General features: G+C 48.8%; 24 protein-coding genes, 1 tRNA gene and 2 pseudogenes. 9 read left to right on the top strand and 18 right to left on the bottom strand.

What is annotated here, in order from left to right:
• Nucleotides 1–215: 215 nt before the first annotated feature.
• The 5 genes and pseudogenes from ACN0YR_RS01005 (at nt 216) to ACN0YR_RS00985 (ending at nt 5,938) form a co-directional block, all read left to right on the top strand.
• Nucleotides 216–1,920: pseudogene (locus ACN0YR_RS01005) on the top strand (arylsulfatase).
• Nucleotides 1,921–2,095: 175 nt separating this feature from the next.
• Nucleotides 2,096–2,317: pseudogene (locus ACN0YR_RS01000) on the top strand (hypothetical protein); the annotation flags it as partial.
• Nucleotides 2,318–2,485: 168 nt separating this feature from the next.
• A complete protein-coding gene (locus ACN0YR_RS00995) occupies nt 2,486–3,409 on the top strand; it encodes a YybH family protein (RefSeq protein ID WP_417847336.1) in 924 nt (307 codons plus the stop codon).
• A gap of 90 nt (nt 3,410–3,499) precedes the next feature.
• Nucleotides 3,500–5,620 carry a hypothetical protein gene (locus tag ACN0YR_RS00990; protein ID WP_417847335.1) on the top strand — a complete coding sequence of 707 codons (2,121 nt, stop codon included), beginning with the start codon at nt 3,500–3,502 and terminating at the stop codon, nt 5,618–5,620.
• Between the two features lie 45 nt (nt 5,621–5,665).
• Nucleotides 5,666–5,938: a DUF3302 domain-containing protein gene (locus ACN0YR_RS00985; protein ID WP_417847334.1), complete on the top strand. Its 273-nt coding sequence runs from the start codon at nt 5,666–5,668 to the stop codon at nt 5,936–5,938.
• A 24-nt stretch (nt 5,939–5,962) separates the two neighbouring features.
• Here the strand turns inward: ACN0YR_RS00985 and ACN0YR_RS00980 are convergent, their stop codons facing one another.
• Nucleotides 5,963–6,622, bottom strand: coding sequence for a LuxR C-terminal-related transcriptional regulator (locus tag ACN0YR_RS00980; RefSeq protein ID WP_417847333.1), 660 nt, complete (start codon nt 6,620–6,622; stop codon nt 5,963–5,965).
• 688 nt (nt 6,623–7,310) lie between these two features.
• On the opposite strand from ACN0YR_RS00980, the gene ACN0YR_RS00975 reads away from it, so the two are divergent.
• A tRNA-Arg gene (locus ACN0YR_RS00975) sits at nt 7,311–7,384 on the top strand.
• A 190-nt stretch (nt 7,385–7,574) separates the two neighbouring features.
• Nucleotides 7,575–8,744, top strand: a complete 1,170-nt coding sequence (locus ACN0YR_RS00970; protein ID WP_417847332.1) for a tyrosine-type recombinase/integrase — start codon at nt 7,575–7,577, stop codon at nt 8,742–8,744.
• On the opposite strand, the gene ACN0YR_RS00965 is transcribed toward ACN0YR_RS00970, so the two are convergent.
• The 14 genes from ACN0YR_RS00965 to ACN0YR_RS00900 form a co-directional block, all read right to left on the bottom strand.
• On the bottom strand, nt 8,741–8,992 hold the full coding sequence (locus ACN0YR_RS00965; protein ID WP_417847331.1) for a helix-turn-helix domain-containing protein: 252 nt from the start codon (nt 8,990–8,992) through the stop codon (nt 8,741–8,743). The two genes, ACN0YR_RS00970 and ACN0YR_RS00965, sit on opposite strands and share 4 nt — an antisense overlap.
• Nucleotides 8,993–9,114: 122 nt before the next feature.
• On the bottom strand, nt 9,115–10,278 hold the full coding sequence (locus tag ACN0YR_RS00960) for a PDDEXK nuclease domain-containing protein (RefSeq protein ID WP_417847330.1): 1,164 nt from the start codon (nt 10,276–10,278) through the stop codon (nt 9,115–9,117).
• Between the two features lie 55 nt (nt 10,279–10,333).
• Nucleotides 10,334–10,747 (bottom strand): hypothetical protein, encoded by a 414-nt coding sequence (locus ACN0YR_RS00955; RefSeq protein WP_417847329.1) that lies wholly within the window; start codon nt 10,745–10,747, stop codon nt 10,334–10,336.
• An 8-nt stretch (nt 10,748–10,755) separates the two neighbouring features.
• Nucleotides 10,756–13,596 carry a MobF family relaxase gene (mobF, locus tag ACN0YR_RS00950; protein WP_417847328.1) on the bottom strand — a complete coding sequence of 947 codons (2,841 nt, stop codon included), beginning with the start codon at nt 13,594–13,596 and terminating at the stop codon, nt 10,756–10,758.
• Nucleotides 13,597–13,741: 145 nt separating this feature from the next.
• Nucleotides 13,742–14,176: a hypothetical protein gene (locus tag ACN0YR_RS00945; protein WP_417847327.1), complete on the bottom strand. Its 435-nt coding sequence runs from the start codon at nt 14,174–14,176 to the stop codon at nt 13,742–13,744.
• A 63-nt stretch (nt 14,177–14,239) separates the two neighbouring features.
• Complete coding sequence (locus ACN0YR_RS00940; RefSeq protein WP_417847326.1) at nt 14,240–14,512, bottom strand: hypothetical protein; 273 nt, start codon at nt 14,510–14,512, stop codon at nt 14,240–14,242.
• 46 nt (nt 14,513–14,558) lie between these two features.
• Nucleotides 14,559–14,993 carry a hypothetical protein gene (locus ACN0YR_RS00935; RefSeq protein WP_417847325.1) on the bottom strand — a complete coding sequence of 145 codons (435 nt, stop codon included), beginning with the start codon at nt 14,991–14,993 and terminating at the stop codon, nt 14,559–14,561.
• A gap of 21 nt (nt 14,994–15,014) precedes the next feature.
• The gene (locus ACN0YR_RS00930) at nt 15,015–15,326 is read right to left on the bottom strand and encodes a hypothetical protein (RefSeq protein ID WP_417847324.1); all 312 of its coding nucleotides are present in this window, start codon (nt 15,324–15,326) and stop codon (nt 15,015–15,017) included.
• 2 nt (nt 15,327–15,328) lie between these two features.
• Nucleotides 15,329–16,669 carry a type IV secretory system conjugative DNA transfer family protein gene (locus ACN0YR_RS00925; protein WP_417847323.1) on the bottom strand — a complete coding sequence of 447 codons (1,341 nt, stop codon included), beginning with the start codon at nt 16,667–16,669 and terminating at the stop codon, nt 15,329–15,331.
• On the bottom strand, nt 16,669–16,998 hold the full coding sequence (locus ACN0YR_RS00920) for a hypothetical protein (RefSeq protein WP_417847322.1): 330 nt from the start codon (nt 16,996–16,998) through the stop codon (nt 16,669–16,671). Before ACN0YR_RS00920 ends, ACN0YR_RS00925 begins: the two co-directional genes overlap by 1 nt.
• A gap of 145 nt (nt 16,999–17,143) precedes the next feature.
• Nucleotides 17,144–17,410: a hypothetical protein gene (locus ACN0YR_RS00915; RefSeq protein WP_417847321.1), complete on the bottom strand. Its 267-nt coding sequence runs from the start codon at nt 17,408–17,410 to the stop codon at nt 17,144–17,146.
• Nucleotides 17,411–17,420: 10 nt separating this feature from the next.
• Nucleotides 17,421–18,809 (bottom strand): VWA domain-containing protein, encoded by a 1,389-nt coding sequence (locus tag ACN0YR_RS00910; protein ID WP_417847320.1) that lies wholly within the window; start codon nt 18,807–18,809, stop codon nt 17,421–17,423.
• A complete protein-coding gene (locus ACN0YR_RS00905) occupies nt 18,802–19,563 on the bottom strand; it encodes a MotA/TolQ/ExbB proton channel family protein (RefSeq protein ID WP_417847319.1) in 762 nt (253 codons plus the stop codon). Before ACN0YR_RS00905 ends, ACN0YR_RS00910 begins: the two co-directional genes overlap by 8 nt.
• Nucleotides 19,564–19,650: 87 nt before the next feature.
• Complete coding sequence (locus ACN0YR_RS00900; RefSeq protein WP_417847318.1) at nt 19,651–20,199, bottom strand: hypothetical protein; 549 nt, start codon at nt 20,197–20,199, stop codon at nt 19,651–19,653.
• A gap of 551 nt (nt 20,200–20,750) precedes the next feature.
• Here ACN0YR_RS00900 and ACN0YR_RS00895 point away from each other — a divergent pair.
• Entirely contained in the window at nt 20,751–21,719 is a 969-nt protein-coding gene (locus ACN0YR_RS00895) for a hypothetical protein (RefSeq protein WP_417847317.1), read from the top strand.
• 148 nt (nt 21,720–21,867) lie between these two features.
• On the opposite strand, the gene ACN0YR_RS00890 is transcribed toward ACN0YR_RS00895, so the two are convergent.
• Entirely contained in the window at nt 21,868–22,326 is a 459-nt protein-coding gene (locus ACN0YR_RS00890; RefSeq protein ID WP_417847316.1) for a hypothetical protein, read from the bottom strand.
• Nucleotides 22,327–22,701: 375 nt separating this feature from the next.
• Here ACN0YR_RS00890 and ACN0YR_RS00885 point away from each other — a divergent pair, with 375 nt between their 5' ends.
• On the top strand, nt 22,702–23,157 hold the full coding sequence (locus ACN0YR_RS00885; RefSeq protein WP_417847315.1) for a hypothetical protein: 456 nt from the start codon (nt 22,702–22,704) through the stop codon (nt 23,155–23,157).
• Nucleotides 23,158–23,162: 5 nt separating this feature from the next.
• Here the strand turns inward: ACN0YR_RS00885 and ACN0YR_RS00880 are convergent, their stop codons facing one another.
• Nucleotides 23,163–24,185 carry a toprim domain-containing protein gene (locus tag ACN0YR_RS00880; protein ID WP_417847314.1) on the bottom strand — a complete coding sequence of 341 codons (1,023 nt, stop codon included), beginning with the start codon at nt 24,183–24,185 and terminating at the stop codon, nt 23,163–23,165.
• A gap of 132 nt (nt 24,186–24,317) precedes the next feature.
• Nucleotides 24,318–24,911: a hypothetical protein gene (locus ACN0YR_RS00875; protein WP_417847313.1), complete on the bottom strand. Its 594-nt coding sequence runs from the start codon at nt 24,909–24,911 to the stop codon at nt 24,318–24,320.
• Nucleotides 24,912–25,000: the final 89 nt, after the last annotated feature.

The following is a 25,000-nucleotide window of genomic DNA, read 5'->3' as shown; positions in this document are numbered from 1 at the left end:
ATTGAGCGCGTTCTAATTGTTTTAGCTGAAAGTTGAGCTCGGTACAATCTTTTTGAAATGGTCAACTAGGTGTTGGGATTTCATAGTAAGCACCAGCAATCAATGGAAGCGACGAAATCCCATCTGCGAAGCCGTGATCGATTCACGGTTTCTGCACCAATGTGGATCATCATCGAGACTTCTTTCTCCTTCTCTCCTTTAACGAAAGAGTACAGATGCGCAAAAGAACAGTTTGCTTCAAGGCTGCTTTGGCTGTCGCGGTCTTATCACTCGTGGCCCCTGATCGATCAGCCCACGCCGAGGATGAAAAACCAAACATTCTTGTGATCTTTGGTGACGACATCGGCATCACCAACCTCAGTTGCTATAGCGATGGGATCATGGGGTACGACACTCCTAACATTGATCGCATCGCAAACGAAGGAATCAGATTTCTACATTACTACGGTGAGCAGTCATGCACTGCTGGACGCGCGGCTTTTCTCACCGGTCAACACGGCCTCCGCACCGGCTTAACGAAAGTCGGCCTGCCGGGCGCACCGATGGGAATGAACCAACTCGACCCATCAATCGGCGGACTGATGCGAAGCCTCGGCTATCGAACCGGGCAGTTTGGGAAAAACCATGTCGGAGACCGCAACGAGACTCTTCCAACAGTCAACGGTTTTGACGAATTTCTGGGTAATCTCTACCACCTCAACGCAGAGGAAGAACCAGAGTTGCCAGATTATCCCAAAGGCGAAGCATTCAAGGCACAATGGGGACCACGGGGCGTGCTGGACTGCAAGGCCTCTGCAACTGACGACCCGACCGTCGACCCACGCTTCGGCAAAGTCGGCAAGCAGATCATTAAGGACACCGGTCCTCTCACCAAAAAAACGGATGGAGACGATCGACGACGAAACATCAGATCGAGCGATTGAATTCATGCAGCGACAAAAGAAAGAAGGAACCCCCTTCTTTTGCTGGTTCAACTCGACACGCATGCACCTGCGGACTCACGTACGCGAAGAGCACCGCGGACGATACAAGCACGGTGACAGTGAGTACATCGATGGAATGATCGAACACGACATCACGATAGGTAAAATCCTCAAAGCACTCGATGACATGGGGATCGCGGACAATACGATCGTTGTCTATACATCAGATAATGGCCCTCACATGAACACTTGGCCTGACGGGGCGATGACACACTTTCGCAGCGAAAAAGACACCAACTGGGAAGGAGCATTTCGAGTCCCCTGCCTCGTCCGCTGGCCGAAACATATCAAGGCCGGATCGATCACTAACGAGCTAATGAGCCACAACGATTGGATTCCGACGCTCTGCTCCATCGCAGGCGAACCCGATATCGTGGGTAAATGTCTCAAAGGTTATAAAGCACCGGTCCCAGGAGGCGAAGTCACCTACAAAGTTCATTTGGACGGGTACGATCAGTCGAAGTTCCTGACGACTTTCGAGGGAACAGCGAACACGAACAATAACGTCAAGAGTGAGCGGAACACGTTCTTCTACACAGATGACGACGGAATGCTGGTGGCACTGCGAGTCGGAGACTACAAAAATGTGTTCGCAGAACAACGGATGCAAGGGACGCTGGGACTATGGGCCGAACCATTCACTGTCTTGCGTCTGACAAAGTTGTACAATCTCTTCCAAGATCCCTTCGAACGTGCAGACATCACATCCAACACCTATTGGGACTGGGAGTTGAACCACATCCCTCAGGTCTACGAGGGAATGGGGGAAGTCATGAAGTTCCTCGAAACGTTCAAGGAATTTCCTCCACGCTCAACACCCCCTTCATTCAACCCCGCGAATATGATGGAGGAGACGTTGCGCGATATCAAAGCCAAACAAAAAATCGAGCGAGCGTTCCCAACTCTCCGCCTGGAGATTGAGAATCCAAACAAGTAATTGCATATTCAGGTTGCAAGCCAGTCGCTACCGAATTTGACTCTTGATGTGACAAGTGGTCGTTGCGTTTTATCGAATAACTCAACGGCCGCTTCTCACAGGTCGATTGAAAACACAACTGCTAAACTCGGTGCGAATATGGAGATGCGTACAAGGATCGTAAGGACGAGCACTTGATGGGTGGGATTTCTACACCATCACGTTCCTACCAAATCCGCCAGCAGGTTTATTTCGATCACGAACTCTTTACGATGCCAAGATTGCTTCAGGTGTCGACGCGTCTGCTCAAGTCTATTCATCACTGAATGCAATGAACAACCTGATAAAGAATGAGGGCGGTTCAGTCACATTCCATATCGTACTTCAAAAGTTTCTAGACGCGAAGAACTTCGTTTAAACTGTCCTCGGAAACGGCTGGTTTTCTTTATTTCGGTTCTTCGGACCCCAAAGGATTTTTTCGACAGAAAGTACAAACCTGGTGACTTTGTCAAAGAGAGATAGCACCTGTAATAACTTTCATCTTTATGAAATAGATTTAAGAACTCAGCAATGAGGAGAAGACGGTATGTGGCGTTTGATATTCGCTTGGATAATCTTTGGTGGATTCCTCCCAATTTACGCACAGGAAAATCTCCCCTCTGCACCCGACTTACAGAAAATTATTCTTAGTTCAGTAGAGCGATACTCTAAAGCTTTCGCGGATCAAGATGCGAAAGCGGTTTCAGAACTCTTTACCGCAGAAGCGGAATACGTCAATGCAGCTGGGATGGTTTTTCATGGCAAATCAGCGATCGCTGCCGAGTTCTCTGCTTCGTTTGAGTTGAGTTCAAAAGGGAAGATTGAAATTGAAGTGTTATCGATTCGTCCCGTCGCTGCGGGAGTGATCATTGAAGAAGGAGCCTCAACTTTTTCAACTACGGAAGATGGTCCAACTTCGGTGACACGCTACGTCGCCACGCATGTTCAACAGGACGATGGATCCTGGTTGATTGCGAGTGTTCGTGAGTTGAAATCTGGATTGATGTCACCACATGATCGGTTGCTTTCACTTTCCTGGATATTGGGGAAGTGGCATGAAGACGTTCGCGGAAGCCAGGCAGCGACGGAATGGAAGTGGTCTGAGAATAAAAACTTCTTGATCGGCAACTTCGTTGAAATCTCCTCGATTGACTCTTCATTAAGTGGAACACACCGAATTGGTTGGGATGTCGAACGTAGCCAATTTCATTCCTGGATTTTTGCCTCTCAAGGAACTTCTTCCGAAGGTTGGTGGCAAGCTAATCAGGATGGCTCTTGGAGCCTTAATCTTCAGGGAATCGATATTGAAGGAATTCGCCATTCGTCAAGGATGACTTACCAGCAAGATGGGGAGGACGCACTCATTATCACTCAATCGGATCGCATCGTGAATGGAGTTCGACTGCCGACGATCATGCATCGTGCGGTTCGACAACCTCCTGAAGTCAAACTTTCTACGACTAACGAATAGACAAATCGTCACTTACTCAACGTTTTCAAACTTCTTCAAAAATTCGCTCGCGAGTTCGGGCTGGTCGCATTCCTGTCGGAGGACGGTTCTATGAAACGCTTAAGTCTCATTCCCTTAATGGTTGCTGCACTCACTGTAACCGCTAACGTAGACTATGCCTTTGCCCGCGGTTTTGGTGGCGGTGGCTTAGGCGGCGGGTTCCACGGTGGGGGTGGCGGCTTTGGCGGTGGAGGAGGATTCCATGGTGGCGGTGGTGGCTTCAGTGGGGGAGGTGGTTTTCACGGCGGTGGTGGCTTCAGCGGTGGTAGTGGCTTTCATGGCGGAGGTAATATCAGAGGCGGCAACTTTAGCGGAGGTGGTGGCGGTTTCAGCGGAGGAGGTTTCCATCCACAACCAGCGTCACACCCATCAATGTTTAGTCGTCCTTCAGGGAACTTAGGCGGAGGTGGAGCGGGAATCAGAAATTCCAATGCTGTTCATTTTCCTCATACGGAGGGTGGTGGAATCGGAATCGGAAGTCGTCCACAACTCAAGCCTGGTGGTGGAATCTCGCGGCCTGATCTTTCTCCGGGAACTCGACCAAGCATTCATCCCGGCGGTGAAGGGCGTCCCGGTTTACCATCTGGAGGTGGTACTCACCCTGGCGGCTTTCATCCGAGTGGAAATTTTCATCCCGGTTCAGGTACCGCTTCACTCCCTGGGCTAAGTCCTTCACGCCCCGGGAACAATGGTGCCGGGACTCGCCTGCCTGGCTCACGTCCGGGTGAAGGAGGCGCCGGAACACGTCTGCCAGGTCTCCGACCAGGCCAAGGAGGAGGTGGGGAACATCGTCCCGGTATGCGTCCAGGACAAGGTGGTGCCGGAGAACGATGGACTCCCGGTGATCGTGGAACACTTCCAGAACGTCATGATGATCTGGCAAATCGGTTCGACGACTTGCAAAATCACTGGGGAGATCGGGATTGGGCTCATCAACATTGGGAAGGTCCCAATGGCGGGGATGTCAACCATTTCGGATTTTGGGGACCGAATGGGTATTGGGGACACACAGGAGTCTGGGGGCCAAATGGCGGTCACTGGGGACACACAGGGCATGTCGGCCCAAATGGTGCCTGGGGGCATACTGGATATTTCGGACCTGCCGGACACTGGTCGCGAAGCTGGGGATGGTACAACGGTTACGGTCCTGCTTGGGGGCACGGTCGCTGGGATTATCTCTGGAACGATTATCCTGTCGCCATGGCATTCGGAGCGACAATGTGGGGACTCAACGTCGTCGATTGGATGTTTGGTGTCGGCGACTATTACAACCCTTATTACGAAACACCTGTCGTCGTTAACAATCAGCAGGTCGTTTCATACTCTGAACCGATCGTTGGCGATCCGTCGTATGAATCGCAAGCACCATCAGATAACGGTTCTGAAGAGACTTCTGACCCGCTCACCGAAACATTCGATCAAGCTCGTCAGGCGTTTTATGATGAGGATTTCCAGAAAGCTCTGGACCTTACAAATCAAGCGCTTGTCATAGCGTCACAAGATGCAGCGATCAACGAGTTCCGGAGTCTTTGTCTATTCGCATTGGGACAATACAAAGAGTCAGCGGCGACCATCCATGCGGTTCTTGCAGCGGGACCTGGATGGGATTGGACGACGATGATTAGCCTGTATGAAAAACCAGAAACCTACACAGATCAACTTCGCAAACTGGAACAGGCAGTCAAATCGAATTCAGAGGATGCAGGAAATGAATTTCTTCTGGCATATCACTATTTAACCGGCAACCACCAGCGCGACGCGGTCGCTCTCTGGAATGAAGTTGTGAAGTTGCAACCGGATGACAAACTCTCTGCGCAACTCGTCCAGTTGTATGCTCCAGCCTCAGATGATTCATCAGCGGCTGATTCAAAAACTCCTCCAGATTTAGAAAAGCCAGCCTACCCTCTGGCCAAGCTTCAGGGAGATTGGAAAGCCAGCAATAATGATGGCCAGTTTGAGTTACAACTGAAAGAAGATGATTCCTTCGAATGGAGTTTTACTCGTGATGACAAACCGCAATCAGTGAAAGGGGCGTATGCAGTCCGCGGAAATAACCTCGTCATGCAACCAGATTCAGGAGGAACGATGCTTAGTACGATTACTCTCAAAGAAGACAACGCCTTGGATTTCAAACCAATCAATGGTGGGAAAGAACTGACATTTACTAAGTAGTATCCTCGCGAGCGATTAAGGTATTGAAGTGAATGGAGAATGAATATGAATGATCCTTTAACTTTTTTCGCCTGGCTCGTGCTAGCGATGATCTTTCTCGTCATCGTCTCGACCATCGTTGCCATTGGATCGCTGCCGAAGAAAATCGCCATAAAACGCAACCATCCTCAGGTGGATGCGATCAATGCCGCCAGCTGGATCGGACTGGGACTGCTCCGCAATTCGAGTTCAATTCCACAGCGACCAATCAGTTTGGACTGCAGTCACACCCGCAGAACTGGAACAGTGCGAACTGGGGTGAGTCGAACTCTCCACTGACATTTTGGATCAAGGCAAGACGCGTCAAGCAGGCATCAGCCCTTCGCGTATCGCGAAGCGTGCAAGCTCGACACGGTCATGAATCCCAAGTTTCTGCATGATCCGATACTTGTGGCTTTCAATGGCTCGCTCCGAAAGCGTCATCGTCTTCGCAACTTCTTTTACGCTTTCACCCCGCACCAAATGCCGCAACACCTGCAACTGGCGAAGCGTCAACGTAGAGAGATAAGAATGTGTTTTCACGAAATATTCACTCTGGTCAGGATCGAAATCCAGCCGATCCAGGATGCTGGCTGAGTAGACTTTTTCTCCGGTGCAAACCGATCTCAACCCCTCAACCAAGATGTCCAGTGGTTCAGTTTTCAGGATGTATCCTGAGACCCCGACTTTTAGAGCAAAGTCTAAATAAATGTCCGCATCGTAGCTTGTGAAAACCACGATTTTAGTGGCAGGAAGTCGTTGCAATATCTGCTCAGCAACAGCAGTCGCTCCTCGACCGGGGAGTTCCATCTCCATGACTACAAGATCAGGGACTCGCTCCATAATGTCAAAGAATGCCTTGTCCGAATTACTGACAGATGCGACCACTTTGAAGTCTGCAGTCGCATTTAAGTGATTCGTTAACGAATCGACGACAACTGGATGGTTATCAACCAGGACAACGCTTTTGGGAATGGAGCTCATCTCACGATCCTCTGAACCACTGTTACCACGAACACTATGGACATTCGAACACCACAATATCAAGCTTCTTCAAACAGAGTCAATCGCAACTTCGGAGGAATCAATTCTGCCTCCCAAGTCACAGCTTCGCGACCAGTTCGCACAGAATCAGCCACAACATCTCGGATGACGTTAAGTATCGATTTGGAAATGAGTTACAGTGGAATCTTTCCCCTAAAAATCCCCCCAGTTAGATGGAACATGGCGAATTTGCGTGTTTGCACTGCAGTTGCATTCACGCCACACCACGCATCGGAAAATTGGACAACCCATTGCTCAAAAAGAATTCGGTTCTATGAAATTTGCAAATCATCTCAGCCCAGAAAATTGTCGATACTCCAAGGAATAAAACGCGTCAGATACCAAGCTTCTTGAACAGGATCAGGAGGTCGCGAGCCATTCACATCCTGAATTTCGAACGAATCTGAAGACAACTCGAAATTCAATTGCTTCATACGCTTGGAAAATCATCCGGAACCACTAGACTCCGTTTCGTGTCAAAGAGTGAGACTACAAATCACGTTATGTTGATTCATCGAAGTGCAGCTTTTCTCACCCGACATTGATTTGACTCTCCAATTCAACATGGATAGTCTACGCAGAACTTGGCAAAGTGATAAAACACCCAGCCAAGACAAACACAACTTCAGCACCCCTAGCTCAATTGGATAGAGCACCGGTCTACGGAACCGGAGGTTAGAGGTTCGAATCCTCTGGGGTGTACTTTACTACGAAAGGACTTACGTCAAATCGTAGTTCATCCAAATTCGCTCTGGTATAGAATTTGGTACAGAATCGCTTGCGGTATACAATTGAAGAATTGGCCCTGATCAGTTGCAGCTGACCAGGGCCGAGCGAACCCTTCGGCTCACTCTGGTGTGTTTCATTCACTTTGGAGTTGGAGGGTTTTCCCATGGCACGTCAGCCAAAACCTTGGTATCGCAAAGACCGCAAAGCTTGGTTCGTCACGATTGACGGCAAGCGTCACAACCTTGGCAAGGATAAGTCTGAGGCATTTGATCGTTTTCATCAGTTGATGACGAAACCCAAGCAGAGACAAGTCGTGCAGGAATCTTTGCCTGCACTGATAGATGTATTTCTCGACTGGGTGCAGAAGAATAGGGCTCCTGATACCTATGAGTGGTATCAATACCGCCTCGAACGCTTTGCTCAACGATATCCCGACCTCAGAATTGGCGACCTCAAGCCGTTTCACGTTCAAGAGTGGGTCGATTCGTATCCTGATCTGAGCAAAACTTCTCGCAGGAACTACTTTCGATCCATTAAACGCTGTGTGAAATGGAGTCTGCAACAGGGGTATATCGAAACCAATCCGATTGAACATCTTCAAGTTCCAGGAGGAGAGCGAAACGAACAGATTGTGACTTTTGAGGAATACAATGTTCTGCTCGAATACTGTCGTGATCAAACCTTTGCTGATTTGATCGTGACCACCTGGGAGACAGGATGTCGACCGCAAGAATTGTTGCGTGTTGAAGGACGACACGTTGATTTGGATAACAGTCGATGGGTCTTTCCACCCAGTGAGGCGAAGGGAAAGAAAGCTCCTCGCATCGTCTATCTGAGTGATGCAGCGGTTGCGATCACAAAACGGTTGGTCGAAGATTATCCAACCGGCAAGCTGTTTCGGAACTCTCGCAATACTCCCTGGAAGACGGAATCTGTGAGTTGCGGATTTGATCGCATTCAGAGACGAATGGGACGCGACAAAATGAAGGAGTTGGGAGAAACAGTATCCACTGCTGAAATTAAGGACTTCATTCCTTCTTTGAAGCCTAACAAAACTATTAAGGGCAAAACTGTTTCCAAGACTCAAGCAGAATTGCGAGAAGAAGCGAAAACGAAGTTGTTGAATTATCGAGCAGTTCGTCTTGTTCCACGCTATTCGCTCTACATTTTGAGGCATTCGTGGGCGACTCGCGCATTGCAATCTGGATTGGACGGACTGACCGTTGCCATTCTGATGGGACATTCTGACCCCAGCACGCTCGCTCGTGTTTATCAGCATCTCTCTCATGATCCTCAGCACCTCTTAAAGCAGGCGAAACGAGCCGCCAGTTAAACCTTGATGTGCTTCAGCTTTCGACGGGGAGGCCGCTTTTGTGGTTTCGCCGTCGTTGTTTCATGAGACGCTTCCAGATACGATTGGATATCATCTTTTGAAATACGGATCGCACCTCGCTTTGTTCCAATTCGGTGGCAATTCATTTTTTCGGCACTGATTAGCGCATATACAGTCGCCGGACTGACGTTCAAAACCACAGCGGCTTCGCCGACCGTCATCAACGAATCAAGTGATGGAGTGCTCATTGCTGGTCCTTAAAATTTGAAGCAGGGGCAATAGGGAGAAAAAGTGATAATCTTTATTACGTCAAATAGGGGATGATTCCGAGTTTCGGTGATGCTTTTGCAAACCCGTGCAAGTGGCTGTTTCAGTTGGCTAATTCGGCTTCGATCTTTTCGAGTTCGTCTTTCAGTTCTTCTTTGCTCGGCAGGTAGAGCTGATACTTCGAGGCAAAGATGTTCGCATTGTCTGGCAACGTCAGTTCAACCAATGCATCGTTTTTACGAGCACAGAGCACGATTCCAATTGTGGGTAGTTCGTCTTCAAGTTTGACCTGCCGGTCGAAGTAGTTGACATACATCTGCATCTGACCGAGATCACCATGCGTGATTTCCCCAAGTTTGAGATCGAGTAGCACGTAAGAGCGAAGCAGACGGTTGTATAAAACAAGGTCGACGTAGTAGTGCTTGGCATCGAACGTGAATCGCTTCTGACGGCTTTCAAACAGGAACCCTTTGCCAAGTTCCAGCATGAAGGTTTGGAGCTTGTTGACGATTTCAGATTCCAATTCATGCTCGCTGTAGCTGGCTTTCTCATCGAGGTCCAGGAATTCCAACACCAGAGGGTTCTTGATCAAATCGGCTGCGGATGCGACGACCTGCCCCTCTTGAGCGAGCCGTCTGATTTCATCTTTGTCTTTGCTGACAGCTAAACGCTGAAACAGACCGCTGTTGATTTGCCGATCCAGCTCTCGCACGCTCCAACCGTTGGCGTTGGCTTCGATTTCATAAAACTTCCGTTCTTCCAGATTGTCGAGTGTCAGCAATATCACGTAGTGTGACCAAGAAAGCGTAAAGCGTTTACTGAGTGTGCTTTCCACCTCAGAATCTATCTCAGCAGGCAACAATGCAGACGGTGTCTGCGAAATGTGCGAGGGCAACATTGCAGGATCAAATTTTGCAGACACTGTCTGCAAAATCTCTGGAAACGCACGATAGAACGCACAGAAAGAGGCGAGATTACGACCAGAAAAACCACGTCCAAGCGGTTTCAGTTCTTTGGAAAGTTGTTTGAGCAACTTCGCCCCGTACTCTGCACGATCAGCACCGCTTTGCTCATATTCAACAATGTATCTACCAAATAACCAATTGCGGATGACCAATGCCCGATTGATAGCGCGGTTCGCTTCCACCTGGGATTGCTGATGAGTTGTTTCCAGCAACTCGACCAGCTGCGTGAAATCAAATTCATCAGCTTGTGAGGGAGTCTGTTTCACTGAACTATTCTTTTCATCTTTGGGTTTTCGGTTCATCTTATTTCGCTTACCGCTGATGAACTTGGATTGCAAGTAAATTCAACACGCAGGGTTATGTTGGGCTATAGGGAGCAGGACCAGTCAGGGTTTCAAGTTCAATTTTTTCAATACAGGCACTCTCTTCTGGCTGATCGAACGCACGCTGACCAAACTCAATGATTGATTTGATCTTGCCCATGCCGAGCAATGAGTGCAGTTCATCCAGATTCCGCCCTTCAATACAGAGTTGATATTTCTCCAGCCCATAGATGCCGATGGTCAGATGACCGGCATCACGACGGCGGATTTCGCGGAGATCGCTATATGCAAAGCTGACGATCCGACCGTTACTAAATCGGACCTGGAACATCATTGGAGGTTGTTCGTGCGGTCCGACTCGCTCCCAAGGCAATTGGATCGAGGTGACCGATCCAATCTTCGGAACGGCTGGCGCGGAAGCTGATGATGGAAATGGAAGATCATGCATGGTTCACCTCAATACAGTCCGGGTGCTTGGGATGGGGAATGTGGTTGAAAATTGACGGTAGAGACTTGTCCCAGTTGTTTTTGCTGTGAGCGATGCTTTTGCCACCAGTCTCGGACGCGGTGTAAGAACTGACGGTGTTGCTGCTGACGATGACGTAACACCTGGCGTTCTTCAGCATGAACCAGTTCAGTTGCCGACATTTGACGTCCTTCATCTGCAATGGCTCGCCGGACAGCAGCTTTATCATCAACATACAACGCGACATCTTTGCTACCCCTCGAAACAGTCACATAAAATTGCTTGCTGTTAATTGCTGCGAGAGACTCAGTTCCCATTGCTGCCAGAGCGACAGTCCGATCTTTACCCTGCGAAGCGTGGCTTGAAACGACATAGCCCAAGTCCAAATGACCGTAATCCTTGGATACCGTCATGCCGCTTTTCAGAACAATGTCACCTTCTTTGTTGATCTCTTCGACTTCATCAAGGCGACCATTGCTAATGCGTTGTTCCTGCATTGATTTTCCGCCCATGGTAAAACGGACATGGTCACCAGTTGCTAACGCCATTTTCTCTTCGCTGTAAACTTCGAATCGATCAGAGACTTGCAGCGGGATTGTTTTGTCCCCTCCTCCCTGCATCGATTTTAGGACTGGATTTCCTTGTTGATCATTCACGACTCGATAGCGTTCTCCCTTCTTGTAGCCACCTTTGACGTTCTGATGGAACTGAATGATCATGCCCGTAGTCCGGTATGTCCTCAGATCACCTTTCTCTGCATCTGAAAGATGAAGAGATTTCAGCTTCGTGAATTCGACTTCTATATCCCCTATTGCCCCCGCGTCGCGGAGCGACCCGCGAATTTTTTCTGTCACAGCATCTTTCTCGGTGTGAGTTGGCGAGACAACTAAAGTGGAACGGTTCTTTTTCTTTGCAGTGAGATAGGCTTTCGCCAAGGCTTCATATCGATCTTCTCCCTCAACCTCATGGATTTTTCCCTGCTGATCGAGGAGATCAAAACCTGCCAGCATCCCGGTTAGCCCTGTTTTCTGGTCAATGACTTCGTGACCGAGGCTGACCAGTTCGACAGCTCGCTTGTAATCTCCCTTTTGCCGCTGAATCTCTTCGATCTTGGCAACGTTCAGCCCAGCTTCTTGTTGGCAGAGCCGGAATGCTTCCCCTCGACGAGGCGAAGAATGTTGTCTGGCGTCACCTGATAAGATCACGCGGCAGTTTTGTTCTTTTGCGATTTTGAAAATCCCACCCATGGACCGTGTATCAAGAAGTCCCGCTTCATCAACCCACAGAACGCCGTCTTTCAGTTTGGGGTGCAGCTTTTCATTTCGAAGCAGATGTTCCACGGTTTGCGTTTCCGAAAATCCCTTCTCGTGCAAAACTTCACAAGCTCCAGTACTGGGGGCGAACGTAAAGACTTTCTTTCCATTAGCTTCAATGGCTTCAGCAGCTTCTGACATGAGGCTGGACTTGCCTGTCCCAGCTCCACCCGCCAGAGCCTGGACAGTGTCTTTGCTGTTTAGCAAATGGTTGAGTGCCGCTTTTTGTCCTTTGTTGAGCCAATCGCGTTGGAACACATGTTCTTTTTGAGCAAGAGCCTTTCGAGTCCCCCGACCGTCGCGAGCGAACGCGATCATTTGACGTTCGGCAGACAGCACTTCGGGTGTCGTCAGAAATGTCCTATTATCTCCCCGGACATCCATCGACCGGTTGATCACAGTTGTCTGATCCAGTGCCGCTTCAATCGCTTCCGGCGCGAGTGTCACGGCATGCTCTAATGCGGTCCCGATCACCATGTGCTTTTCAACCACGGACTGCCGAAAGAGGTGATGCTCTAACGCATAGTCGACTGCGACTTTCGCTCGGAGTACTTCATCCTGCTGATCAACGCCTTTTGTACTCTTGAGGTTGGCAAAGGTGTGCAGCTCTTGGAGTGTCAGCTTGGCTCTCCAAGCCTGACGTAATTCGTCGAGCGATGCCCCGCTCTCTTTCCGGTCACGAATCTTTGCTCCCAACTCGCCTTTACGAGCTGCATTCTGGATGCCATGTTTTTCAGCGAACTCTTCAATCTGTTGGGTACGGCTGGAGAACTTTTCAATCGTTTCACGTTCAATCGATTTCAGTTCCCAGCCTCGTTTCAACTTACCCGATTGTGTGAATGTGACATCTGTCACCGCATAGCCAAGTTCTTGAGACAGCTTTCGAGCCAACCTCGCTTCGAACTTAGCTTGCAAGCAAGCCCGCTGACGAAAAATCTCTTCAGGCTCAGCAGCGTAGTGAACTCCATTGTCTGTGGTCTGGTTCATGACAAAGCAATGAATGTGCAGGTGTGGATCAGCAGCTTGCCCCTCGACCGGTCGTGAAGTGGTGTGCATGAAATCGGCATAGATGATATTGCCAGTCCGCTTTCGTTGTTGAGTGTGGACATGCTTGCCAGTACGAACGCGACGACACATCAACGGCTCCACATCGTGTTTCATCGTTTCATGCACAGCTTCTCGGAGCACACGTTGAATTTCTTTGTCGTCGTTGATCGCAAAAGCGAGACTAACGCTTTTAGGACAGGAAAATGTAAGATCAAGACCAGGGCGACGATCTTTACGAACACGTTGAACCAGTTTCTTTCCGGTGGTGGGATGTAAACCGGAGAGCAGTCGTTTGAACTGTTCCGGTGTCACTTGGCTTCCAACCCCTACTCCCAGTATCTCTGCTCCCTTTCCATGCCACTGTCCAGCCACCTCGATCCCATTGACGTAGTAGTCCCCCTTCGTGAGCGACTCGTTAAAATAACGAGACGCTCCTTCAATGCTCTTCGATTGATTGGCAGTTAAGGCCATGAACGGGAACCGATAAATGAAAGTTAATGTTTAAGAATTAAGATACAGGCTTGTCTCCTATACGCCGTATAGGACGATTCACTCTGCCGTAAATGACGTGTCATTTGCAATGATCCGATTCACCAACGACAAGGGTTATCCACAGCTAATTCGGGTCAATAGTGACACGTTCCGAGTCATCGATTTGGAACGGTTGCTCTGCGAGATACTTGCGAATTTGTGAGCTGGCACCGTTGATCCCGAGACCGCTTTCTTTGAGCTTTCGCTTCGTGATCTCTTCGACTTCCGCTTTCGCAATCCCAGGGTTCTCTTTAACGATGGCTTTCAGAACAGGCAGTACCTGTTCTTTCGTCGCATGCTTCTTTCCATTGCTCCCATTGGTTTTTCTTTTTTTTCCAGATCGCAGGGCTGTCACAGCGTCTTCTTTCGGTGTTCCGGTCAATGCAGCGATCGCAGCATCCATACGGTTGTATTCCATAGCCGCTGCTTCAGCTTCAGTCAGCTTTTGAGAAAAGGCTTGTAAAGCAGTTTCTCGCTCGGCAACGAGCGTTTCTTCAATAGTGGAGAGTGGAGTTGTCATCAGGGTGTTCCTTGTCGAGAGATAATAAGTTGAAAAGCAGGAAAAAGTTTCTTAGCGTCTGCTTTAAGGCTTCCACTGGTTGGCAATGAAGCAAACGCAGCACCGATAGGCTTCATCAAAGCTGAGTTCTGGGGACTTCTGTAACTCAAGTTCTTCCAAGGCATATGCGGCAATTTCTTGTTCATTAAACCCTTCAAGAACTTTCAAGCAGTCAAACAGATCCCAAATGGTCGGAGTTAATCGAACCTCACGCAGCGAACCATCTGGCATCGAAATCTGACGCATGCTCAGGGTTTTGTATTCTTCAAATTCTTCGTGTGTGACTAAGTTTGACATTGCTATCACCAGGGTATCATGGTTTCGATGTTGAGCGCAAATTTTGCTATCGCCCCAAACCCGCATTGTTGTTGAACTCGGTTTTTAACTTGTTCTGAAGTTGAACTCGTGTGAACGCTTCGCGTGCTTTTCCCTTTTGTTTGTCGAGAGCTGTCTGAATCGCCTTAATCTTTTCCATGATTCTCATGTCCCGCTTTGGATCGTAGTTATTGGTCACAGTCCCCAATGGAGAAAAGTTGAGTGTAAAGTTCGGCTTGGACAGTAACTTTTCGAGCTTCTCGATTTGAACTTTTGAGGCAGGCATTTCACTTGGGAGATGACTGCTAACCTGATGGCTCTTTCGCTTACCTGAAGCATCATTGAAAATTTCGGTCAAAGTCCGATGAGGAGGTTTCTCGCTCGCCATTGGTGAAGTTAGATCACCTCCCCCTCCCCCTTGACTCGATTCAAATTGACCGTAATTTGGTAAGCCCTGCGACATGGAGAGTCTCTCATTCGAAATTTATTCAGCTTTGAAGCAGTCTCGAAGCGGTACAAATACAATGTAAGGACAACCAGGGGCATATCGTCCGGCGACGACAACCCGCCAGCCAAAACCAGGTATCCAGTAATCGGCATTGATCTTGTCCATTGCTGTGGGTGTTTTTCCTGTTTCGTAATAGCGATAGTCATTCTGAAAAGCTGGTATTCCCCAGATCAATACGATCACTACAGTTGCCAGAACAACAATGAGTAGGTTGCGACAAACCCTCAACAGCCTGCGGTAAGCACGGCGAAGCGGGTCGACAAAATCAGACGGTGAATGTTCTGACATCTTTACTTTCCTCGGTAAGGGTTTGGACCGGCAACGCTGAGTAAGTCGCTACGGGTGTAATAGGGAACTTTATTGACTAACACTGGCTTTCCAGTTCCATGGATTACAAGTGCTTTGTTTTTGGGGAGCTGTTGAATTTCTTCTGGCCGGAGAAGCGGAACAGATTGATGGCTACGTCCAAATGATTGATCCGGCATTCCCTGCTGAATTCGCGATTGATCATTTAAAGAGAAGTTGTCCGCAGCTCGCATTCCGAGCATCTTGCTGAAGAGTTCTGCTGTTTCACCCCTTAATGAAGTTGCCCAAAGCAGGTCTGACGCTGCGATGATTTGGCGGACATTTTCTTTACCCATCACAGCCTCAACTTGGCCATGCAGGTCCTGGTACACCAAAAAAATCCTGAGATTGTATTTGCGGCCGATGTTCATGAATCTTGGAAAAGGACATTCCAATTCCGCAGCTTCATCAATCAGAGCAGTGACACGATTGCCTCGAACGCTACGACAGACTTGTTGGAATAAATAGGTGAAGGTCGCTGTCGCAAGTCGCTTGTGGGTCTTGATGCGTTCTCCTGGATAACAAACATAGATGGTGATGTTCCTTCCCTTTGTAAGCCGCTTCGGACCGATTCCTCCTGAACTCACGTGTTTGCCTACCGGGGAGGCTTTTGAAAACAGCTCCACCGCTTGTGTTGCACAGCCAAATCCTCCCGCGAATTGCTGAGGTGCGGCAGTAAGAAGTCCGTTAAGATAGTTGCCCAGTAAAGCGAGCTCGCCAGCAAACGCCGAACTATCCATCGCTCTTACGAACAAATCATTGAGAACAGTCGGGCCCGCCATCAGGAATTCTCGAATGGCTGGCAGTGTGGGCTTATGTCCATTGGCGATGAGTGTCAATGTGACGAAGTCTGTCATGATTCGACCATCACTCTCGAAATAGCGAGACTTGTGATCGATTTTCGGACTGTCCGGCAAGATGAGCTCTGAGCGATTTTTTACGTCGTCACGAATGAGTTCAGGTTTCCCTTTCAAGTCGATCGTTCCGTAAAAGTCGATCCCCGCATCGACGACTAACTTTTCGCCCAATATTTCATTGGCTTCATCCTCCCAGGGGCACAGCACCACGATTTCATTATTGAGGCATTCACGTCGGTGTTTATGCGTAGTAGAAAACAACTCTAGCGAGGGGTCGTGCACGATCATGGTCGAGCCATCAGTGAGTAGAGTCGTAATGACACAACAAGATGTCTTCCCACCTCCAGCCGGAGAAATGATTGATCCACTTGCTTCGCCGTCATATCGAAGATCAACTTGCAAGCGCTTTCTGTTCGGCCTCGAGATCATCAGTCGTCTCCTTCAATCGAACCAAGAAAGAGTCCCGATTGCGCTTGAAGCCCCTTGTGCTTTGCTTCCGCTTCCGTCGCGAAAGCTGCGGAGCCGTACCTTTTCGCATTCGCTTCAAACAGCTTCTGCCGCCGTCGATGCACTCTGAGCTTCCCTAAGTCGTCCAGTGCCCTGATGATTTGGATAACCCCCAGCCAACAGAGTCCCAAGGCGGGCAAACCCCAGCCAGCACTCTTGAAATACATTGCCAATCCAAATGCCAGGCCACCGTAGATCAAGCTAAGTAATGGCGGCCGAAACTGTTCTGACTGCGGCGAGCTCTTGCTCATAATCGCTCCATCTTTGTGCTGCTAATGCGTGAACTGAATAATGTGACTCAAGCTAGACCTACAGAACGCAGCCAGAGTAAGCCGCAGGTTGAATCTGAAATGGGGTGGACGCTGGAATGTGCGCCCTCCCCTTAGCTTCAATCTCTCAGAACATTTCCGGCGGTAAGTCAAAGATTGATGTATGAACCTGTTCGAAAATCCAAGCCATGACGAAGTCATCGATCAGCGGCCAGAACCACGATCCGACGACTCCGAGCACAGCCATCAGAACGATCCATCGCAGAGACGAACCAAACATCAGTCGGAAAGGTATAAAGAACATCGACCGCGTATTGACGGGCAGTGTCTGTTGATTGCCGTCTATGTCGAGATCAGGCGGCAAGATTGTTGGAGACTTCGTGTAGTGAGGCATGGTAAGTACCTTATTCGGTCGGAAGGACGGCGTGTAAAACCGCCCGCAAAATGGATGTGGAATCTGTGTAGAAGGCCGATTGCTCCGAGACGTTTCCAAGTGACTGGAACCAAGCTTTAGTCGTTTCTGGATCAGAATCGTTTTTACGCGTCCAGTCGCTTTCGGCGTAAAGTGCCTCGATGGCTCGGTCACCTTCTTTCGACCAACGTCGCACGTCCTCGACGATTTGACGTTTGATCGCATTTTCCGATGGACTGAATCCTCTACGTCCGTCGATTTCACTTGGGGCGATATCACCGAGGAGCAGAATGCGCTCTTTTCGGTTCGGCTCTGGAGTGGGATGAGCCTCGTTCAGCATCGCGATGGCTTCGGCAAATACGGGGCGATGATCGACCGCACTCTGTTCAACTTTCAGCGAATCGAGAAAGTTCAACACGGCCTTCTGCGGTTCTGGGTCCTCATAGCGTGGCGGGATACGCGTGATGGGAAACTGGTCTACAATTCCCCAGCGGAAGGCGATGATTCCAACCCGAAAATCTTTGGAGACGTTCGGAGCAACCTCGAAGAGTGTTGCCACCGCATTCCGCAGGCTTGCGATGGGTTGCTGCATTGAAGCGGAACAGTCAATCAGCACAACGAACGTAACGGGATCACCTGATTTGAGTTGTGACGCCAGGGCGTCGTTCTGACTTCTCAATTCATCAATGGTCTTTTGCTGAGTAGCGACGAGGGCTTGTGAACCATCGATCCGCTTTCGTTGATCCTCAATTACCTGTGCATATGCTTTGCCGTCGTTCTGGTAAGCGTTTCGCTCAGAGACGAGGCGTTTAACTTCACCGGCATATTGAGCAATTCGTTCAAATTGCCCTTCACTATGTTTACGAGCGGTGGCGAGCTGTCGTTCAACATCGGCAATTTCAGTCTGTAAATTGCCGATAGTCTCATCTTTACGCTCGCTGCCTGCCTGGACGGTTGCAAGACGTTGGTTCAATCCTCTGACTTCCTCATTCAAATTTGAAATCGCCTTGCTTTTGTCACCGCTTTCTCTGCTCGCTTCTCCAAGCTGGTCGGTGAGTTCGCCGATGTGAGCCTCTTGCTGAACCAGGGCTTCGGAGTTCTCAGCATTTCGTTGTTTCGCTGACTCAAGCTCCTTTTCAGCCTTGATCGCTTGATCCTCAGCGTCTTCAATCTCGTTACGCTGGTTGACGATGGTCTTTCGCGAATCCTCCAAGTCACTGTCGAGTCGGACAACTTCCAGTTCCACAATCGGTAGGCGATCCGCTGCCGCTTGATTGTCGAGTGCCTGAGTTTGAAAACAATTGGCAAGGATGAAAAAGAAGATCGCGAGTTGCATCATGACGTCACACAAAATGGTGAAAACGGTTTGGCTCTTAATCATGATTTCTTCCTCCTTTAGGTGCTCGTTTCAAAAACATCGTGTTCAAATCCATGTTTTTATCGATGGGGACTTCAGTGAGCAGGAGGCTGGTGACTTTCTCCAGTTGAGCCAGATACTGGTTGATCTGACGTTGCCCATGCGAAGCCAGTCCGACGAGTAAGAGGGCCGCAGCACATCCTGCGAGCGTCGTGCTAACCATCATGGACATGCCAGCACTCACCGCAGCTGGATCACCACCAATTGAGAATTCATGCAACGCGCTCAGCATCCCCAGTAGACTCCCGCCGAGACCGAGCATCGGACACTTCTGAACAGCATCCTGGACAGGCTGCAATGCGGCTTCAAGACTTTCTCGAAGCACTTTCAGGTGACGTCTTACAATGACTTCTTTGGAAGCACGATCTGAGTATTTCGCGATCGCGGAGATAATCTGAAACAGGCTTCCCGTCCCACGCGTATCAATCGTAGCCAACTCTTTGATTTGGTCCGCAGAAACAGACTTCAGTTCATTAAACTCTTCCGCAGAACGCTTGGCATCGATTGTCAGCATGCTTGCAAATCGGCGAAAGTAATCGACGAACACCCGGTAAAGTGTGAGTCCCCCGATAACAATGAGGCAGACTGTTTGCAGTCGTCCGGCGTTCCAGGCGAGGATCAAAAGAAATACGATTAAACACCAGATGAACAGTTGTCGAATTCCGTCCCCCCAAACATTGCTGACAAACATGGGGATTGTTCGGGTTGTTGTTGACATGAATGACTCCTTGAAGAGAGAAGTAGAGGAATAATTGGAAAGACCGACCGTAGAGAGTTTCTGCGGTCGGTCAGGCTTTAGCATTCGTTAGAACTTGGTGAAAGGATTCTGGTCTTCTGTCAGTTTGCTCGACCCGCAGAACAGCGGTCCAATTTCGTTGAGCAAGTATTTCTGCGAGAGTCGCAGCCTCTTGGCTGCTTCCTCCTGAATTTCGGGGTCTTCGAAAGTCTTGGTGACCTGAAGCAGGTCATCGAGAAACTTCGATCCCCACGTAGTGAGGTCAGCTCCATCACGGAAGTTTTTGATTTTCGTTTCCGCAATCATGCTTTCAGCACGAGCTGCGGAAATTTCTTCGGCTGTGATGCGGTTCACGTCGGTCGTGAATTGGGCAACCTCAGAATCGGTTGTCGTTTGATGGCGATTGACGTCTCGCTGAGCTTCAAGGTTTTGGCGGGCAGCGTCCGCCGCGTACCTCCCCGAAGTCAGAGAAAGCTTCAACGCCTGAATAGGATTCCACCAACTGACTGCTGGGGGTGGCGTGTCGACCACAGGTTCATGCTCTGGACTCGCGCGCTTGCCTGCTGAACCACGCTGTCGCAACGCTCGCAAGCTCTGATTCAAAGTTGAATTACTCATTGCTAGTCTCCTAAGAAAAAAGTGAAGCGGTCCGTCCAGACCAAGGGAAAAGCTGCCTCATTTCAGCTTTGGAAAATTTGATATTCGTCATCGGCGCGTTCCTTTTACCTCGCTCTCGAGATACCAATTCTGAAAGTGAAGTCCGCTAACCTGCTTTTGATTGACTGGTCTTGAGTTATTGGTCAGCTATAGAGCAACATTAGGAATGTCATCGTGGTCCAGATTGTCTGCAAGAGAAATGGTTTTCACATGAGCAAGCGAAGCAATATTGTTCTGCTAAACCTGATTTGGAAATCGCTTGTTTGCCTTGAAACACACAAATTGTAAACGATGCCCCAAAATTGCATCCGACAAACTCGGTTGAAACGAATCTCGCTTAACCCGTGGCCCTGAATTTTCAGTCATTTTGAAGAGGTGAATTCTGAGTGAGATCGAGGACAATTTTGTAGCGGCAGTTGCAATTCATTGATTTGAAAAGATACAACGGGCCTGAATGATGCCTTTGATGATCGTTGTCCAAACTTTCTATCCCCAATTCCAAGAGGATCAGAATGGCAGAGTCACACCGCTCCACTTCACTGTGCCCGGATGTAGAAGAGATTGACCGGCTAATCAGTCAACACCCGTCGAGCGGAGACAAGATTTTCCGCAAGGCTGGATACTTAAGCGGCTATCGAATAATTCACGACTGGCGAAGGGGCAAATCTTGGCCTCGTAAAGACCGTCTTGAGGACCTCGCGGTCGAACTAGGCGTTCAAGTGAAACAGATCATTTTGAACGACATTCCGATTCCCGAAATTTCAGACCAAGAGACTCCCAAATTCCGATACCGAATGCTCGTACTGGATGCCTTGCATTCGAGGGAATTTCTCAACTATTCGACACATACCAAAATGGAACAGGTTGACGTGGGTGAATTTGTTAGTGAATTCTTTAGAACGGAGCTATACGACTTTCCGATCACACCCGCCGAGCGAGACCAAGTCCATTTTCAGTTGTGCAGAATGGGCTGGCTACAGGAATGTCCATTACAAGGAGAGCTTGGAAATCAGCCACGATTCACTGAGCGACTCTGGAGTGATCGGCAGATTTGGTCAGCATTTGAGAGCCGCGTCGAACAAGAGCAGTCATGCGTCAGATATGCGATGGCGTTGCGAGACGAATTTGATGATAGCCAAGCTCAGCAAGAGTTCAATAAGATCGTCGCAAAGCAACATCAGATTCTCAACCAGATGAGAAATGTGACTGAATTATTGCGTCAAATCGGTGATCCTGGGGACGAGCAATCGGAAATCTTGGCACTCGAACTAATCACCCTCGACAGGAAGTTCCACCAAGGGTGGGCAGGCTATGATCCCACAAAAAGCGCATTAATGGCTTTGGCTCTTTCTACCCACCAACAGGGCAGTGTCGCGACTTGTCGTTGCACAACAACATTTGCGATTGAAACGAAAAAAACTCCCAACAAACTGCCCGACCCTTGCGGAGTTCACATTCGATTTCTACGAAGAAACCAATGAAATCTTTGAACGATTTCTATCGATTAACTCCGGAGACCCAGAGGATTTGAGTTATGTAATGAATCTCGTACGCAATCACCCAGAATCTGGGCATGAATACGTTAGGCAGGCTTCGATTTTAGCAAATATTGCTCGATCAAATTGAACGTTAACCCATCGAGTAATCCAAACCAAAATCCTCTCTCAAATCGAGAGTTCTATCGGAAACCAGGTTGTTTAGTGAAACGAGACGCAGAAACGAGTTCCTGACAGCTTGGAGTCCCTGTTTGTTGTTCGATTTGCGACGCGATTCTTCAATCGCCAAGGTGAGTCGGATTCGATAGCGATACGCCTGTTCAATTTGAGCAGTCAGTTTCCGGCCACTCTTTCTCATCTCACAATCAGGGAATTGCTGCTTATCCTCCCAACCCGGCATGATGTCGGCGCCATAAACTGAACGATTAAAATCGCGAAAAATCGCCATTCTTTTGTTAAGGCTTTCGATACTGATCGCCATGGTAAGGACCTGCATCAGTGTAAAGGCAAATTGCTCCAGTAGTTCGTTGGCTTCATTGTGAGAAAGTGGAGCAGAGTTGGCGACACTGAACTGCAATTGGCGTGCCTGCATTTTCTTCATCTCCAATTGCTTAAAGTAGTTTTTTTGGGTTGTCAACAAAACAATTCACCATCTTCATTGCGGATGGGGGGGGGCGAAGTTTTCCCTTAGATCGTCTAGAATTCCTAGTGCTATATTAGAGCAAATTCGAAAATGCTGAAAATGTCGGCAAGTTGTGAAAGGATGGATTAATCATAACCTGTAACTTCTTATGAGGTGACAACGAGATTACCTCTATCCCACAGTTCATTTGTATCATCGGCAAATTTTCTGTATCTCCGCTGATAGCAGCGGTTTACTTCAGCGTTGAAAACTGTTTCCGCTCAATTTTTTTCTTGGCCTGCCATGTCCCGAGGAGTGAGCAGGCAAGAAAAGAAAGGAATTGCTATGAACAGTTTGACAACATCAACGCACGAAGTTCCCGCTGACCGACTTGAACTCGGTACTTGGTGTCACACGCAAGACCGCCAACCCAATGAGGGTGATATCGCAGGTTCCTACAGTGGTGACGTGATCGCCATGGAAAATCGAATTCGGAAGCCGTTCGAGTTTCGAAAAGCTCTACACGTGACAGTCTCAATCAGTGGTAGCGAGAAAATTACAGCGGAAGCCTATCGTTTGCTCCAACCACGGTTTTTCGAAGGCACACCGACCACCTATCACGAGAGAACGAGATCAACGATTGCCAGAGAAAACCCAAATGGGTTCTATCACGGGATGTGTGTTCCAACGGTAAAGAAGATTACGTCCTCGTTGGTCCACCGCAGCAATTTCGTACATCACAAGAACCCGTCACTGTGCAAGGATCGTTGTTCTGACCGACTCATTTCCAAACGTGAATAAAGCTTCTACGGCTGGATGACCTTGCCAAGGATTGGTTTGGTTTCGAACGAAGCTTTTCGTTGCAAAAAATCATTCCAGTCCTGCCCCGCTTCCAATGGACGGTGGTCAGCAAACGTTAGATCATCTCGACCAACCGATGCAAAGATGTCATGCAAACGTCCAGTCAATTGATTTCCTTGTGGATCAGCGTCGAAAGCAGCTGCGATCACAGAGTTTGACTCCATATTTCTGATCGCTGACTCAATTAGCGGGACTTGAAACTTCTGATTCAGTTGGCCAGCTATAGAAGCGATAAGTGTGTTGTCAGCACACGAATTGAAAGCCAAGTATGATAGTGCGTCCAATCCGCTTTCAGTAAAGACCAATACCCGATCGTGGTCGAACGCCCTACTAATGAAAAGCCCTTTTCGGCCGTCACGTGAGAACATCGATACCGAATCGCCCTTGATCTCGTATCCAACAAGGCACCTTGCGTTATCGTTTGGATCGCTCCCAGGCTGGCCCCAATGCGGAAAAATGATCGATCCGTGCTTCGGAGAGTGCCGGACGAGTCCCTTCAGCCTTGGATACTGAAACAACTCAAATGGAACACACCTCTGATCGCAAGCGAACGGATGCGGTGACTCTATCGTTTCGAAGTGCGAAAACCTAGCAGCGACTGACAGGAAATCGATACTTGACGGTTCGATACGTTCAGCAACTTTCTCAGCGATTGTGGTTTTTATTTTCGCGACGTATTGTCCGTTCAGGAATGGTCGTAGGTGTTGCCTCACCTTGCCTAGCGAACAGTTTCGATCCACTACGTTTTGTATGAAATCAATGGCAGTGCCGTTTGACGTGGGATCGAAAACACTGCAATAAATGTAGTCATTTCCGTTCTTGGAAACGATAATTTTATCGGTCCCCGAATCCATCAGAACCGAATGTCTCGTCGACTTTTTGCGGACAATCTCATAGCCAGCTAGCTCCGCAGCAATCACCGTCAGATTGATCTCCTTGAATCGTCTGAGTTCGTCATCACGATTCATCTTGATAAACCTGTTTTGCCTGAGCTCATTGGCGAGCTCTCTTCCCTACTCCACATCGCAAAATACGGAGCGAGTTTTAGTTTCAGTGAATTGGCAATAGGGGAAAAGAAAAACTGTGTGATCATTGTTTGATTAACCAAAGAGTTTTTTCCAAATGGATTTGTTTCGCTCATTTTCCAGTTGCTGACGTATGTGAGCCAGCTTTCGCTTGTGTGCTTCTTCAAGTTCAGCAATGTGTTTTTCGGATCGAGTCGCTGATTCTTGCTCATGTCTGGCAAGTTTTTCCTCAATTGTCGTAATTGCTGATTTCCATTCCTCACCCGAGGTTGCCTTAGCGGTGTGATCTTCCAGCAATCTTAGAGATTGTTTGTAACTCTCCTGGTTGTCTCGGTCGCGATCATGAGCTTGATCGAGTTCCTTTTCCAAGCGTTCGATTGTGGCACTGCATTGTTCAATACGTGCTTCGTACTGAGCTTTCAATTCGTCAATGTCGCCAGACTTCGTCTTCGTGGGACTTTTCTTATTGCTATTTTTCTTAGTCCCCTCCTCCCGTTCGAAATCGCAATCATCTCCATAGACCCGCATCATTTCGCTGGCATCAATGACTCGATTACCTTTCTTGTCAGTCCCGCAGGACAGCGTGCCATCATCGAGATGACGACGAATTGTCGCCCTTCCCTTCCCCGTAATACGACTTGCAGCTGAGATCGAATACTTGCTGCTCATAGCGTTATGTACATCTGGTGATCCATCTTTCAACGCTACTACGAAATGAAGCAAACAGTCAACAACTTTCGACCAGGGCTATACCAGTC

Origin of the sequence: Thalassoglobus sp. (genome assembly GCF_048270125.1) — a bacterium.
GTDB lineage: Bacteria > Planctomycetota > Planctomycetia > Planctomycetales > Planctomycetaceae > Thalassoglobus.
This window is presented reverse-complemented; position numbering and strand designations above follow the sequence as displayed.